Origin of the sequence: Streptomyces sediminimaris (assembly GCF_047049295.1) — a bacterium.
Classification (GTDB): Bacteria; Actinomycetota; Actinomycetes; order Streptomycetales; family Streptomycetaceae; genus Streptomyces; species Streptomyces sediminimaris.
This window is the reverse complement of sequence record NZ_JBJWOT010000001.1, coordinates 1500693-1515787: the sequence shown is the minus strand read 5'-3', so window position 1 is coordinate 1515787 and position 15095 is coordinate 1500693. Positions and strand designations below refer to the sequence as shown.

Annotated in this window: 13 protein-coding genes; 9 read left to right on the top strand and 4 right to left on the bottom strand. The window is 72.0% G+C overall.

Going from position 1 to position 15095, the window contains the following annotated elements; translation table 11 throughout:
• Positions 1-415: 415 nt before the first annotated feature.
• Positions 416-1036: a uridine kinase family protein gene (locus ACJ9NR_RS07045; protein WP_412490498.1), complete on the bottom strand. Its 621-nt coding sequence runs from the start codon at positions 1034-1036 to the stop codon at positions 416-418.
• 249 nt (positions 1037-1285) lie between these two features.
• Here ACJ9NR_RS07045 and ACJ9NR_RS07040 point away from each other — a divergent pair, with 249 nt between their 5' ends.
• The 5 genes from ACJ9NR_RS07040 (at position 1286) to ACJ9NR_RS07020 (ending at position 7697) form a co-directional block, all read left to right on the top strand.
• Complete coding sequence (locus tag ACJ9NR_RS07040; protein WP_412489170.1) at positions 1286-2236, top strand: hypothetical protein; 951 nt, start codon at positions 1286-1288, stop codon at positions 2234-2236.
• 89 nt (positions 2237-2325) lie between these two features.
• A complete protein-coding gene (locus tag ACJ9NR_RS07035) occupies positions 2326-3780 on the top strand; it encodes an amino acid permease (RefSeq protein WP_412490499.1) in 1455 nt (484 codons plus the stop codon).
• 211 nt (positions 3781-3991) lie between these two features.
• Positions 3992-5335 carry a C39 family peptidase gene (locus ACJ9NR_RS07030; RefSeq protein ID WP_412489171.1) on the top strand — a complete coding sequence of 448 codons (1344 nt, stop codon included), beginning with the start codon at positions 3992-3994 and terminating at the stop codon, positions 5333-5335.
• 170 nt (positions 5336-5505) lie between these two features.
• Positions 5506-6165 carry a TetR/AcrR family transcriptional regulator gene (locus ACJ9NR_RS07025; protein WP_412489172.1) on the top strand — a complete coding sequence of 220 codons (660 nt, stop codon included), beginning with the start codon at positions 5506-5508 and terminating at the stop codon, positions 6163-6165.
• A 359-nt stretch (positions 6166-6524) separates the two neighbouring features.
• The gene (locus ACJ9NR_RS07020; RefSeq protein WP_412489173.1) at positions 6525-7697 is read left to right on the top strand and encodes an acyl-CoA dehydrogenase family protein; all 1173 of its coding nucleotides are present in this window, start codon (positions 6525-6527) and stop codon (positions 7695-7697) included.
• A 418-nt stretch (positions 7698-8115) separates the two neighbouring features.
• On the opposite strand, the gene ACJ9NR_RS07015 is transcribed toward ACJ9NR_RS07020, so the two are convergent.
• Positions 8116-8550, bottom strand: a complete 435-nt coding sequence (locus ACJ9NR_RS07015) for a hypothetical protein (protein ID WP_412489174.1) — start codon at positions 8548-8550, stop codon at positions 8116-8118.
• A 261-nt stretch (positions 8551-8811) separates the two neighbouring features.
• Here ACJ9NR_RS07015 and ACJ9NR_RS07010 point away from each other — a divergent pair, with 261 nt between their 5' ends.
• The 4 genes from ACJ9NR_RS07010 (at position 8812) to fxsA (ending at position 12957) form a co-directional block, all read left to right on the top strand.
• Entirely contained in the window at positions 8812-9252 is a 441-nt protein-coding gene (locus ACJ9NR_RS07010) for an Lrp/AsnC family transcriptional regulator (protein WP_004002750.1), read from the top strand.
• Positions 9253-9333: 81 nt separating this feature from the next.
• The gene (locus ACJ9NR_RS07005; protein WP_412489175.1) at positions 9334-10941 is read left to right on the top strand and encodes an amidohydrolase; all 1608 of its coding nucleotides are present in this window, start codon (positions 9334-9336) and stop codon (positions 10939-10941) included.
• A gap of 533 nt (positions 10942-11474) precedes the next feature.
• Positions 11475-12269, top strand: a complete 795-nt coding sequence (locus tag ACJ9NR_RS07000) for a polyprenol monophosphomannose synthase (protein ID WP_412489176.1) — start codon at positions 11475-11477, stop codon at positions 12267-12269.
• A gap of 112 nt (positions 12270-12381) precedes the next feature.
• Complete coding sequence (gene fxsA, locus ACJ9NR_RS06995; RefSeq protein WP_412489177.1) at positions 12382-12957, top strand: FxsA family membrane protein; 576 nt, start codon at positions 12382-12384, stop codon at positions 12955-12957.
• Positions 12958-13075: 118 nt separating this feature from the next.
• On the opposite strand, the gene ACJ9NR_RS06990 is transcribed toward fxsA, so the two are convergent.
• Positions 13076-13450, bottom strand: coding sequence for an RNA polymerase-binding protein RbpA (locus ACJ9NR_RS06990; protein ID WP_003977404.1), 375 nt, complete (start codon positions 13448-13450; stop codon positions 13076-13078).
• A gap of 278 nt (positions 13451-13728) precedes the next feature.
• Positions 13729-15066: an MFS transporter gene (locus ACJ9NR_RS06985; RefSeq protein ID WP_412489178.1), complete on the bottom strand. Its 1338-nt coding sequence runs from the start codon at positions 15064-15066 to the stop codon at positions 13729-13731.
• Between the last annotated feature and the right edge of the window lie 29 nt (positions 15067-15095).

Genomic DNA, 15095 nt, shown 5'->3' with positions numbered 1-15095 from the left:
AAACCGTGCCCCCGTCGGTTGACCGCCGGACCGTCGTCCGCAGGCCGCCCAGATCGAACCGCCGTGCACCGGACCGGAGTTGCGGTGCGCGCAGCCGTCCGTCAGGTCGCACCGAGGGCATCGTACCTGCGCGGGTGTCGCCCGCCGAAGGGTGCCGCACGGGCCGTTTGACGAGGTGGGAGCAGATGGGGCGCACTTCGGACGGTGACCCTGGGTGAGCGGACCACGCCGCGGAGCGTCCGGAAAGGTGGGGTGTGGGCAGAACGAAGCCCCCGATCACGGGGGAACAACCGGGGGCTTCGCGTCTGCAGGCGGCCTCCAGGGGCCGCACATTCAGAACGTAAGACCTGTACGGCCGCTGGGTCAAGCGGAGTTGAGGCAGTCCGGGAACTTCCCCGAGATGGTCTTCACGAGTTCAGCACACCGCCGCTGGTCCGTCACCCTGTGTAAGTGACCGGTCCGCTCCAGGGGACTTCACCGGCCCCGGAAGCACCTCGTACCCCTTCTCCGACTGGTGTACCAGGAGGTCGGCGAACGGCCGTGAGGGGTCTTCGGCGAAGTGTCGCCGTTCCGCTCCGACCCACCCGGCCCAGAACGCGCGCTGCTCCTCCCCGTCCCGCTCGCGTCCGCGACGCCAGGACTCCTCCCGCGGCACGTCCATCCACAGCAGTGCCGCGAGGTGCGGGCGCAGCGCACGGCGGCCGGCGCCGACGCCCTCGATCAGGACCACCGGCGCGGGCGGCAGGGTGCGGGGCGGTCCGAAGCGGCGGGCCCGCCAGTCGTAGGGGGCGTAGTGGGCGCTCTCGCCGCGGCCGAGGGGCTCGATCACCTGGGCCAGCAGCCGGCCGGTCCACTCGAACAGCTCGTCATGGCTGGCGATGTCGTCCAGGCGCAGCACGGGTGCCCCGTCGAGAGCGCGGGCCAGCCGCCCGGCGAAGGTCGACTTCCCGGAGCCCGCGTGTCCGTCGAGGCCGATCAGGCGGACCGGGCCGCAGGACGGCGGGAGGCGGCGGAGCCGGGAGGCGAGGTGGTGAATGGTCGTTTCCTCGGGCGGTGCGGCACGGGCATATTCGGCGGGAACATTCTACCGGCGGGCGGGGCCCGGGGCGGACGGGCGGGCCGGAAATAGTGCGGCATTGAACTAGTTACCGGCGGCCGTCGTCCGGCCGTATTCCGGTCCGATAACCACGGCGCGCCAGGTCGAAAACCGCGTTCCGGTTGTGCTCGCCGCTGAGTAAGGTACAGGTGCGCAACTGCGAGGCGTCGTACGGGGAGACAGGAGCAGATGGCCGCCGGGTTATTCGAGGGGCAGTACGTGTGGCATCCGGCGGCGGACGACCGCCTGCTCGCGAACGTGTGCCTCGACGTGCGGGCCGGCCGCTACCGCAGCGCCCATGAGGCGCTCGCCGAAACGCGCGGGGACTTCGGGCTGCGGGCCCACCGCTCCCTGGTCCTCGCCTCGGAGGCCGCCGACTCCGACCTCACCGAGCGCTGGCTGGACGAGGAGCCGAGCCCCGAGGCCGCGCTGCTGTGGGCCCGGGTGGCGGTGCTGCGGGCGGTGCGCGCGGCCGACGCGCGCGACGAGCGGGCCGGCACGCTGGAGCGGATCGCGCTCGCCGCCTGTGACCGGGCGGCGAGGGCGAACCCGGGCGATCCCACGCCCTGGACGGCCCGGCTGACCATGGCCCGGCTGCACCGCCTCGGCGACCCCGCCCCCCGGGGGCTGCTCACCGCGCCGCCCGGCCCCTGGCGGCTCTTCGCGCACGTGCTGTCCCTCGACCCGTGGCACCGCGAGGCCCACCACCGCTTCCTGGCCTGCTTCTTCAGCCGCAACGGCGGCCCGGTGAACGCCGCCTGGGACGTCGCCGCCTTCCTCGGCCAGCGCGCGCCCCTCGACTCCCCGCTGCGCCTGCTGCCGCTCGTCGCCCTCGTGGAGAGCTACAACCCGGCCCAACTGCTCGCCGACAGCGTCTGGGAACAGCCGCAGTGGCGCTCCACGTCCCTCGCGATCTACCAGAACTGGCTGCCCGCGGTCGCGCGATACCGCTTCACCCCGGTGCTCGACCTGGCCTACCTCGCGCACGCGCTGGTCATGGGCAAGTGCGAGTTCGAGGCGCGCGCGGTCTTCGCGGCGACCGGGCCGTACGCCTCCCGCATGCCCTGGTCCGCGTTCGGCGAGCCGGCCGAGCAGCTGTCCCGGGCCCGCCGCGCCTGCGGCCTCCCCGTTCCCGCCTAGCAGGAGAACCCCCCACAGAGAAAGGCCGGTACGTGTCAGAACGCACCGCAGAACGGACCGAACCCGACGACGACGCCACTCTGCACGCGATGGGTTATCCGAGAAAACTCACCCGGCGCTTCAAGGCGTTCGACAATTTCGCCATCTCGTTCACCATCATCAACATCATCTCGGGTATTTTCTCGAGTTTCGGATTCGGAATGAACGCCGGCGGTCCCCGCATTCTGGTGTTCGGCTGGATCGGCGTCTCCGTCATGGTGCTCTTCGTCGGTCTCGCGATGGCGGAGGTCGCCTCCGCCTATCCGACGAGCGGCGCGCTCTACTTCTCCGCCGGGAAACTCGCCAGACGGCACCGGGGCGCCTGGTCGTGGTACACCGGCTGGCTGAACTTCGTCGGGCAGATAGGCGGCACGGCGGCCACGGGCTACGCCGCCGCCACCTTCATCGAGGCCCTCATCGCCCTGCAGTGGCCCTCCTACGTGCCGACCGCCCACCAGACCGTGCTGGTCACGGCGCTGATCATCGTGGTCCAGGGGCTGGCCAACACCTACACCGTCCAACTGGTCGCCCTGCTCAACCGCATCTCCGTGTGGTGGCTGCTGATCGGTCTCGTGGTGATCGTGGGTGCCCTGGCCGCCGGCCCCGACCAGCACCGCCCGGCGTCCTTCGTCACGCATTTCGCGAACAACACCGGTTTCACCAACGGGCTTTACGGCGGCATGCTCGGCCTGCTGGTCACCAGCTGGACCTTCACCGGCTTCGACGGCAGCTTCCACATGTCGGAGGAAACGGTGCGGGCCACCGTGAACGCCCCGAAGGGGATCACGCGGGCGATCGGTTGCTCGGCGATCACCGGGCTGGTCCTCATGCTCGCCCTGGTCTACAGCATTCGTGACTACGACCATGTGGCGAGCGCTTCCGCTCCGCCCGTCCAGATTCTGCTGGACGGGCTCGGCCTCACCACCGCCAAGGTGCTCCTGCTGATCGTGATCGGAGCCATGCTCTTCTGCGGCCTGGCGAATCTGACCAGCAACACCCGGCAGATCTTCGCGTTCTCCCGGGACGGCGCGATGCCCGGCTCCCGCTGGTGGCACACCGTCTCCCCGCGCACCCGCACCCCCGTCAACGCCGTCTGGCTCGCGGTCGGCTGCTCGCTGGCCCTGGTCCTGCCCGGCTGGTGGTCGCACACCGCGTTCACCGCGATCGTCAGCGTCAACGTCGTCGGTCTCTTCCTCGCCTACGGCGTGCCGATCCTGCTGCGGCTGCGGCTGGGCGGCGAGTTCCAGGCGGGTCCGTGGAACCTGGGCCGCTGGGGCCGTCCGGTGGGCGTGGTCGCGGTGACGTGGATCCTGCTCAGCAGCCTGCTGTTCATGCTGCCGCAGGCATCGCCGATCACCGTCGACTCCTTCAACTACGCGCCGATCGCCCTCGCCGTCGTCCTGGCCGTCGCCACGGTCTGGTGGTTCGCCACCGCCCGCCGCCGCTTCCAGGGCCCGGTCAGCTACGGCCGCCCCGACGAGGTCGCGGCGATGGACCTGATCTGACGCCCGGTGCCCGGCGTGCCCCGCGCGCGGCCCGCCGGGCACCGGGGTTCAGCAGGTCATGCCAGTGGTCGAGACCAATATTCATGGGCGTGGCATGGTCCGAAGTGCTGGCAGGACGTCCCGGCCGCGGCCATAGTTGGCGCACACGCAGCACAGCGCAGCACCGCCTTTGGAACCGTACCGACTCGGACACCCGGGGGTCATTCCACCCATGAGCAGAGCCGAAAAGCCGTCCCGCAGAACCGTTCTGGCCGCCGCCGTCGCCGCGGCAGTGGTGGGCCCGGCGGTCACCGCCGGGGTCGCCGAGGCCGCGAAGGCCCCGGCCCGGCCGGTCGACTACCGCGCCTGGACCACGCACCACGACTGGCGTTGCGGCACCGCGAAGGGCGTCCGCGCCGTCGCGGGCGCCCGGCCGGGCGTGGCGATCGCCGCCCCCGCCGGTACGACGGACTACACGGACCCGCACACCGGTACCACCGCCACCTGGGAGTACGCGACCTGGACGTCCCCCGTCCACCGGCTCCGCGTCCCCTCCACCGAGGCCATCGCCTCCTGGAACGCCCACACCCCGGCCGGCACCTGGCTCCAGGTCGAACTGCACGGAACGTACTCCGACGGCACCGAGACCCCCTGGTACGTGATGGGCCGCTGGGCGGCCGGCGACCAGGACATCAAGCGGACCTCGGTGGACGGCCAGACCGACGGCAGGAGCACGATCTGGACGGACACCTTCGCGATCGACGACGCGACGACGGGCCTGCGCCTGGTCTCCTACCGCCTCCGCCTCACCCTCTACCGCAAGCCGGGCACCCGGCTGACCCCCACCGTCTGGCGGCTGGGCGCGATGGGCTCCGACATCCCCGACCGCTTCACGGTCCCGGCCTCGACGCCAGGCCTCGCCCAGGAACTGATCGTGCCGCGCTACTCGCAGGAGATCCACAAGGGCCAGTACCCCGAGTACGACAACGGTGGCGAGGCCTGGTGCAGCCCCACCTCGTCGCAGATGATCATCGAGTACTGGGGCGGCCGCCTCACCCCCGAGCAGCTGTCCTGGGTGGACCCGGGCTACGCCGACCCGCAGGTGGACCACGCGGCCCGCTTCACCTACGACTACCAGTACGGGGGCTGCGGCAACTGGCCGTTCAACGCGGCCTACGCGGCGACGTACAAGGGCCTGCAGGGCGTGGTCACCCGGCTCGGCTCGCTCACCGACCTGGAGACGCTGATCGCCGCCGGCATCCCGGCCATCACGTCCCAGTCGTTCCTCGAGAAGGAACTGACGGGGGCGGGCTACGGCACCTCGGGGCACCTGATGACGGTCATCGGCTTCACCGCCGACGGCGACGTGATCGCCAACGACCCGGCCTCGCCCAGCGACGAGGCGGTGCGCCGCGTCTACAAGCGGCGCGAGTGGGAGAACATCTGGCTGCGCACCAAGCGCTACAACGCCACCGGCAAGGTCGTCTCCGGCACCGGAGGCGTCTGCTACCTGTACTTCCCGGCGCGTCCCACGCCCCACCAGCGCAGGGCGCTCGCGGCGGTCGGCGTGCGCTGAGCCGTCCGGCGCTTCGGCAGGGCCCCGGGGGACCGGGGCCCTGCCGGCGATCCGACCCGCACCGATCCACATCTCCGCGCGCCCGCTCGTCGATCGGACTCGAACGAGTGGGCGTGGTTGTTCTGACATACTGCGGTGGTCCCGCCGCCCGCTGGAGACCAGGGTCGAAATTGAAGATCAGCCAACAGAGCGAGGCCACCCGCCCCCGGGCGCGCGGTACCGAGCGCTCGCTTGCGCGTCGTGCCGAACTCATCGCCATCGGGCGGAAGTTGTTCGCCGACACGTCGTACGACACGCTGTCCATGGACGACATCGCACGGCAGGCGCATGTCGCCAAGGGGCTGATCTACTACTACTTCCAGTCCAAGCGCGGCTACTACCTGGCGATCATCCAGGACTCCGTCGCCGACCTGGTCGCCTACGCCGCGAGCGGCGCCGAGCTGGAGCAGGTGGACCGGGTCCACCGCACCATGGAGGGCTATCTGCGCTACGCCGAGCACAACCAGGCGGCCTTCCGCGCGATCGTCAGCGGCGGCGTGGGGTTCGACGCCGAGGTGCACGCCATCCGGGACGGGGTGCGCGAGGCGATCGTCGCGACCGTCGCCGAAGGGGCCTACGGCCGCACCGACATAAGCCCGCTCGCCCGCATGGGCCTGATCGCCTGGGTGTGCAGCGTCGAGGGCGCCACGCTCGACTGGATCGACCGCCCCCGGATCTCCCGCGAGCAGATGCGCGAACTCCTGGTCAAGATGCTCGGCGGCGCCATGCGGGCCGTGGAGGAACTGGACCCGTCCTATCCCGCCCCGCCCGCCGCACGCCGGGACGCATGACCCCGGAGGGCCTCCGCCCCGACCGGCTCCCGTACGAACGTGCCGGGTCCCCTGCTGCTTCTCACACGTGATCTTTCCGGCGACCACGGCCGCCGGGCACCCGCCCTCCGTGCCGTCATGGCGTGAACGCGGTATCCGCGGCGCTTCCGCGGCGGGCGGGATATTCTTGAAGTGAGCGGTCGTTAACTGGTGACGGGATGCCTCCGATCGGGCATACTCACAGCGCACAGCCGCTGGTCAGGCGCTTCCGAGACCCGGGAGAGCGGAGCATCGGCCCGGCCTCAGTACGACCCGGCGGAGCCGCCCCACCCAAGGCGCGCGTCCGCCGATGTGCCCGAAACAGGGAGGAGAGCGTCGCCATGCCCGACCGCGCCCCGCAGCCGGTGGACCGTCAACTGCCCACGGACGAGGCCCGGGATCTGATCTCGCTCGTCCGCGACATCGCCCAGCGCGAGATCGCACCCGGGGCGGCCGAGGAGGAGGAAGCCGGACGCTTCCCGCGCGAGGTCTTCACGCTCCTGTCCCGGGCGGGCCTGCTCGGCCTGCCGTACGACTCCGAATACGGCGGCGGCGACCAGCCCTACGAGGTCTACCTGCAGGTTCTCGAGGAGCTCGCCGCGGCCCGTCTCACCGTCGGCCTCGGCGTCAGCGTGCACACGCTGGCCTCCTACGCACTCGCCACCCACGGCTCCAAGCAGCAGCAGGTCGAGCACCTGCCCGAGATGCTCGGCGGTGGCCTGCTCGGCGCCTACTGCCTGTCCGAGCCGTCCTCCGGATCCGACGCCGCGTCCCTGCGTACGAAGGCCGTGCGGGACGGCGACGCCTGGGTGCTGTCCGGAACGAAGGCCTGGATCACGCACGGCGGCATCGCCGACTTCTACACGGTCATGGCCCGCACCGGCGAGGACGGCCCGCGCGGGATCTCCGCCTTCCTGGTCCCCGGTGACGCGGCCGGCCTCAGCAGCGCGGCACCCGAGAAGAAGATGGGCATGAAGGGCTCACCGACCGCCCAGGTCCACTTCGACGGGGTGCGCGTACCGGACGAGCGGCGCGTCGGCGAGGAGGGCCAGGGCTTCGCGATCGCCCTGTCCGCACTCGACTCCGGCCGGCTCGGCATCGCCGCCTGCGCCATCGGGCTCGCCCAGGCCGCGCTCGACGAGGCCGTCGCCTACGCCACCGGGCGGCAGCAGTTCGGGCGTCCCATCGCCGACTTCCAGGGGCTGCGCTTCATGCTCGCGGACATGGCGACCCAGGTCGAGGCGGGCCGGGCGCTGTATCTGGCGGCGGCGCGGCTGCGCGACGCCGGGCGGCCGTTCGCCAAGCAGGCGGCCATGGCCAAGCTGCACTGCACGGACACGGCGATGAAGGTGACGACGGACGCCGTGCAGATCCTCGGTGGATACGGCTACACCGCGGACTTCCCGGTGGAGCGGTACATGCGCGAGGCCAAGGTGCTGCAGATCGTCGAGGGCACCAACCAGATCCAGCGCATGGTCATCGCCCGTCACGTCGCGGGTCCGGAAACCCGCTGAACTCACCCGGTGCGACCTGCGGGGCCGCCAGTCTGGCCCACTCCGGGTCGTGGCGGCCCGGCAGCGTGCGGCCCCGGTCGGCCCAGGTGCGCATCAGGTCGCGGTAGATCGGCGGATCCTGCGGCTGCGGCGGCGCGGGCGGCACCGCAGCCGTGGGGGGCGGAACGAACAGGCGGCGCGGACGCCCGACGGCGGAGTAGGTGGGGGCCATACCAGGGCAACGCGGGGGTGGGCGACAGGTCACCTTTCCGCGGAATCGGGCGTGAGTTCGCGGACGCACCACCGCCCGCGGCGGCCTGACCGGCCGTCAGGCCGCCCGGACCCGGGAAGGCCCGGCGCGGCGGGCGCGGGCTGATCCCGCACCACGGCGGTCGCGGCCATGGTGCGGGGCAGTCACGGGGATCGGGGCGCGGGCGGCTCAGGCGGCCTGGCGCCGCATCACGGGGACCCGGATGGGGCGCGAGCCCGGGCCGCCGACGTGCGAGAACGGCTGCGTCCGCCAGTCGAGCCCCTGAGGGAGCGTCAACAGCAGGGCGGTTTCCTGTTCCTGGGGCCGGGACGACTCGTCCGCGGCGCGGACCTCGGTGGCCCTGCGGCCGGTACCGGCGCACACCGTCAGGCCGAACGGGTTCCACGGCGAGGCGCACAGCGCGTGCTCCGGCAGCACCTCCTCGTCCGCCAGCAGCGCGATGGGCTGCGCGCAGTCCGGGCAGATCACCCGGTACATCTCGAAGGTGTCGTACGCGTCGAACTCGTCGTCGAAATCGTCCGGTTCGACGCCCTCCGGCTCGGGCTCGGTGACCGCCTGGAGCCGCTTGGGCGCGGTACGGCCAGGGCGCTTAAGACTCTGCATGGGTTCTCCCCCTCGGGCTGGGCCGTTCAGGCACTGCGGCCTCGACCACAGCAAGCACTTCCCGTCCCGTCAGGGCGGTAATCACGAGAACATCACGGAGCGGTCTCGGGGGCTGTGGCGTTCGTCACATGCCGCCCGCAGATGCCTCCCCGGGTGCCGTCCGGAAGGCTCACCTGCGGCGCGCGGTCACATCACAAACCGGGCATGACCTGGGCTGCCGAGGTATCCCGGGAGGTCAGGCGCACTGTAGGTTCTTGCGCCATGGAGGAGCTGGATCGTCAGATCGTGCAGCTGCTCGTCAAGGACGGGCGGATGAGCTACACAGACCTGGGCAAGGCCACGGGCCTGTCCACGTCGGCCGTGCACCAGCGGGTGCGCCGGCTGGAACAGCGTGGCGTCATCCGCGGCTATGCCGCGGTGGTCGACCCCGAGGCCGTCGGGCTGCCCATGACCGCCTTCATCTCGGTCAAGCCGTTCGACCCCAGCGCCCCCGACGACATCGCCGACCGGCTGGCCGGCGTCCCCGAGATCGAGGCCTGCCACAGCGTCGCGGGCGACGAGAACTACATCCTCAAGGTCCGGGTGGCGACGCCGCACGAACTGGAGGAGCTGCTGGCGCGGCTGCGGTCGCTGGCGGGCGTCTCCACCCGGACGACGGTGGTTCTCTCCACGCCGTACGAGGCGCGGCCCCCGCGCATCTGAGGCAGCCGCCGCGGTGCCGGAAGCCCGGCGAACGCGCCCCCAGGTGCGGCCCCCGCGCCCCCGCGCGAGAAACTGACGGACATGAGCGAGCACACCCCCGAGCCGAGAACCGTCCTGCTCCGCCGAGGAGAGGTACACAGCCCCGCCGACCCGTTCGCGACCGCGATGGTCGTGGAGCGCGGCCAGGTCGCCTGGGTGGGCTCGGAAGGCGCCGCGGACGCCTTCGCCGAGGGGGTCGACGAGGTGGTCGACCTGGACGGCGCGCTCGTCACCCCGGCGTTCACCGACGCCCATGTGCACACCACGTCCACCGGTCTGGCACTCACCGGCCTCGACCTGTCCGACGCCCCCTCCCTGGAGGCGGCGCTCGCCCGGGTGCGCGAGTTCGCCGCGGCCCGTCCGCAGGACCGGGTGCTGCTCGGGCACGGCTGGGACGCCTCACGCTGGCCCGGCGGCCGCCCTCCGACGCGCGCGGAACTGGACGAGGCCACCGGCGGCCGGCCCCTCTATCTCTCCCGTATCGACGTCCACTCGGCGGTCGTCACGACGGCCCTGCTCGACCTGGCGGCCGGCCTCGGCCCCCTGTCCGGCGACCGGCCGCTGACCGCCGACGCCCACCACGGCGTGCGCGCCGCCGCGTTCGCGGCCGTGACGCCCGCCCAGCGCGCCGAGGCGCAGCGTGCCGCGCTCGCCCACGCGGCCTCCCGCGGCATCGGCTCGGTCCACGAGTGCGCCGGCCCGGACATCTCCGGTGCGGACGACTTCACCGGTCTGCTGCGTCTGGCCGCCGAGGAGGCGATGCCGCGGGTCGTCGGCTACTGGGCCGAGCAGGACGTGGAGAAGGCGCGCGAACTGGGCGCTGTGGGCGCGGCCGGGGACCTCTTCGCCGACGGCGCCCTCGGCTCGCACACCGCCTGCCTGCACGCGCCGTACGCCGACGCCGACCACACGGGCACCGCCTACCTGGACGCCGGCGCCGTGGCCGCGCACGTCACCGCCTGCACCGAGGCCGGGCTCCAGGCGGGCTTCCATGCGATCGGGGACGCCGCGGTGACCACGGTCGTCGAGGGCGTGCGCGCCGCCGCCGAGAAGATCGGGGCGGCCCGCGTCCGGGCCGCCCGCCACCGCGTGGAGCACGCCGAGATGCTCACCCCGGAGACGATCGCCGCCTTCGCCGAGCTGGGCCTGACCGCTTCCGTCCAGCCCGCCTTCGACGCGCTGTGGGGCGGTGCGGACGGCATGTACGCCCAGCGCCTCGGGGCCGACCGGGCCCGCACCCTGAACCCCTTCGCGGCCCTGCTCAAGGCGGGCGTCCCGCTGGCGTTCGGCTCCGACAGCCCGGTCACGCCGCTCGACCCGTGGGGCACGGTCCGCGCCGCCGCCTTCCACCGCACCCCCGGCCACCGGGTCTCCGTGCGCGCGGCGTTCACGGCGCACACCCGTGGCGGCTGGCGGGCGATCGGGCGGGACGACGCGGGCGTCCTGGTACCGGGCGCTCCCGCCGACTACGCCGTGTGGCGTACCGGCGAACTCCTGGTCCAGGCCCCGGACGACCGGGTCGCGCGCTGGTCCACCGACCCCCGCTCCGGAACCCCCGGCCTGCCCGACCTGACCCCCGGCCGTGACCTGCCCGTCTGTCTGCGCACGGTGGTCGGCGGGCGGACCGTGTTCGTAGGGCCGGGCGAGTGATCTCCCGGGGTGGCGCCGCGCCGAACATCGCCCGCCACGGCGTCGTACGACCCGCCTGTCCTCGGCCCTGACCAGGACCTTGGCGAGATAACCGCAGGTCGAACGGCTGTTGACAGCCGACGGCGGGGGGCCGGTAGGTTCGGCCCAGTCCACCACCGGACGCCCGACCGGGGAACTTCTTCGCGCCAGTCGCAGCGCCGCTGGGTCAGGGACGGTGTGCCGCACCGGGCACCGCCACTGGGAGCCAGGCTCAGCGCCCGCGCGCGACGAGGGAACGTTCCGGCCGGCCGGGGAGGTGTGACCCGGGTGGGGCCCGGGCGCTCAGTAGACAACGGCTTTCGGTCGATCCGCAGCCAGCGGATCCCAGGTCGGCCCGAAGGGCGCCGGGCCCCCATCCGTAGGCGCAAACCCGCCCGAACACGGGCTCTTACCCCGCTCTTGTGGAACCGACACCACGATACGAACGAGCCGTCACGTCATCGCAGGCCGCGGCCACTATGGTGGACCTCTGCGACGGACATGAAGGGGCAGTGGTGAACGACGGCGACGGCACCCGCGCGGCACAGGCCCAGGGGAGGCAGTACGGCCCGCTCGGTACGGCCTTGGTGATCATCCCCACCTACAACGAGGCGGAGAACATCAGGTCCATCGTCGGCCGGGTGCGTGAGGCCGTCCCCGAGGCGCACGTCCTCGTGGCCGACGACAACAGCCCCGACGGCACGGGCAAACTGGCGGACGAACTGGCGGTCGGGGACGATCACGTCCATGTGCTGCACCGCAAGGGCAAGGAGGGCCTCGGCGCCGCCTACCTCGCGGGCTTCCGCTGGGGCCTGGAGAACGGCTACGGCGTGCTGGTCGAGATGGACGCCGACGGCTCGCACCAGCCGGAGGAGCTGCCGCGCCTGCTCACCGCGCTCAAGAGCGCCGACCTGGTCCTCGGCTCGCGCTGGGTGGCGGGCGGCCGGGTGGTGAACTGGCCCAGGAGCCGCGAGATCATCTCCCGCGGCGGCAGCCTCTACTCGCGCCTCGTCCTCGACCTGCCGCTGCGCGACATCACCGGCGGCTACCGCGCCTTCCGCAGCGAGACCCTGGAGGGCCTCGGCCTGGACCAGGTCGCCTCCCAGGGCTACTGCTTCCAGGTCGACCTCGCCCGCCGCGCGGTGAGGGCCGGCTACCACGTCGTCGAGGTGCCCATCACCTTCGTCGAGCGCGAACTCGGTGACTCCAAGATGAGCCGCGACATCCTTGTCGAGGCCCTGTGGCGGGTCACGGCGTGGGGCGTGGGGGAGCGGGTCGACAAGGTGACCGGCCGCGGCAAGAAGGCCTGACCGCGTTCCGTCCCGGCCCTCGCGCGGCGTCACGGGACGTCCCCGCGGCCTCACAGGACCCGTTGATCGTTCACTTATCCCGCACTGAGCCGGGTCCAGGCACACTGGATACATGACGACTGGTGCTCCGACTCCCACGCGCCCGGCCCGGCCCAAACGCTCCCGGCTGCGGACCTTCCTCCCGCTGGGTGTCGCGGCCTGGCTGGTGCTGGAGATCTGGCTGCTGACCGTGGTCGCCGGCGCGTCGAGCGGGCTCACCGTCTTCCTGCTGCTGCTCGCCGGTTTCGTGGCCGGCTCGGCGGTGATCAAGAAGGCGGGACGCCGGGCCTTCCAGAACCTCAACGAGGCGCTCCAGCGCGGCGGCACCCCGCAGAAGAGCAGTGGCAACGGCCTGATGATGCTCGGCGGTCTGCTGCTGATGATCCCGGGCCTGGTCTCGGACGCGATGGGTCTGCTCCTGCTGGTCCCCCCGGTGCAGAGGGGACTCGGCCGCCTCACCGAGCGCACCCTGGACCGCACGCTGCGCGGGGCCGCGCCGGGCGGCCTCGGCGACGCCTTCCAGCAGGCCCGCATCCACCGTCCCGACGGCAAGGTCGTCCAGGGCGAGGTCGTCAGGGAGGAGCCCGAGGACGACGGGGACCGCGGGGACGCCCCGCACGACGACCCGCGTCCGCCGCTGACGCGCTGACCACCGCCGACGCGAGGCCGCGCGGAGAAGGGCATACGACCGCGGGCGTCCACGTGCATGCACGTGGACGCCCGCGGTCGTATGCGTGTGTCGGTCCGCCGCTCGGCCCCGGCGGGGACTAGGCCGACTTGCGGCTGTCCCTCGGGTGGACCGCGATGTTCATCGCGCCCGAGCGGAGAACGGCCAGGCGCTCCTCGAGGACCTCTTCGAGTTCCTCGCGGGTGCGCCGCTCCATCAGCATGTCCCAGTGTGTACGCGCGGGCTTGGCCTTCTTCTCCTCAGGGCCGTCGCCGTCCACGAGGAGTGCCTGGGCCCCGCAGACCTTGCACTCCCACTCCGGCGGGATCTCCGCCTCGACCGAGAAGGGCATCTCGAAGCGGTGCCCCTTCTCACATGCGTACTCCACGGCCTGGCGCGGGGCCAGGTCGATGCCGCGGTCCGTCTCGTAGCTGGTCACCACGAGGCGCGTGCCGCGAAGAGCTCGCTCACTCATGAATCGTGCCTCCCGGGCTTGTCGCCCACAGGACAGGTGTCGCTGTCGTCGTCATCCGGTCAACGTCCGGTCGGCGGTAAAGATTCCCGTCCCGTGTCCCGTTCCGGGTCATGCGTCGCCGTCGTAGCCGCAGCCTTGCTGACCAATGTCGTACCCACCGGCGCCCGGTTTGTCACATCTGCTAGCAGATGTCACCCAGCGTTTCGGCATCTTTGACGCGCAGTAACGGTACGTCTGGCAGGCCAAACGCGTACACTACAGCCCTTTCGCCATGAGCGCTAAATCCTGTCCGGGACCGGATTCCCCGCCCGCAGGATCGCCTGCCGCACCGGAACCCGTGCGAGCAGGGCGAACCCGATGACGAAGAAGGCCACGAGCGAGATGATCGCGTCGCGATAACTTCCGGTCAGCTGGAAGGTGATCCCGAACAGAAGCGGTCCGATCCAGCTCATGCCCCGGTCGCTCATCTCGTACGCCGAGAAGTACTCGGCCTCCTTGCCGGGCGGAACCAGATGCGAGAACAGGGAGCGGGACAGGGCCTGGCTGCCGCCCAGCACGAGGCCGATCCCGGACGCCAGGACGAAGAACCACACCGGCGCGCCGGGTGGCAGGAAGTACCCGGCCCCGAGCGTCACCGTCCAGGCGACCAGCGAACCGAGGATCGTGTGCTTGGCCCCGTAGGTCCGGGCCAGCCGGCCCATGCCGAGGGCGCCCGCCACGGCCAGCACCTGGACCAGCAGGACGGCGCCGATGAGCGTCGACTGCCCGAGTCCCAGCTCCTCGGAGCCGTAGACCGAGGCCTGCGAGATCACGGTCTGGATGCCGTCGTTGTAGACGAGATAGGCCAGCAGGAAGGCGAGGGTCAGCGGGTGGCGGCGCATGTCGCGGACGGTCGCCGCCAGTTGGCGCGGTCCGGGGGCGGTGGCCTCCTTCGGCGCCGCGGAGCCCCGGTCGCGCAGCCGGCGCAGCGGGATCAGGGTGAAGGCGCCCCACCACAGGCCCGCGGCGGCCAGGCAGATCCGGACGGCCGTGGTCTCGGAGACACCGAAGGAGTCGTGCGCGAGGTACAGCACCAGATCGGCGATCAGGACCAGCGAGCCCGCCGCGTACCCGAAGGCCCAGCCCCTGGAGGAGACGGCGTCGCGCTCCTCGGGCGGCGCGATCTGGGGCAGGTAGGAGTTGTAGAGCATCATCCCCACCGACTGCGCCGCGTTCGCGACGACCAGCAGCACGCCGCCGAGCAGATAGCGGTCGCCGTCGAGGAAGAACATGCCCGTCGTCGCCGCGGCCCCCGCATAGGCCGTGATCCCGAGCAGCGGCTTCTTGCGGCCGGTGCGGTCGGCGGCCGCGCCCACCACGGGCATCACCAGCACGGCCACGATCACGGACAGGGAGACCGAGTACGCGAAGAAGGACCCGGCGCGCACCGGGACGCCCAGGGGGTGGACGTACCCGTTGGCGTCCGCGGCGGACTTGGCCACCGACGTCAGGTAGGGGCCGAGGAACACCGTGAGCACGCTCGTCGAGTAGACGGAGCAGGCCCAGTCGTAGAAGTACCAGCCGCGCTGTTCGCGCTGCCGGTCGAAGACGTCCGTCCGCACGGTGTCGGCGCTCACCCGTGCCCTCGCTTCCCCGCTGATGTGCC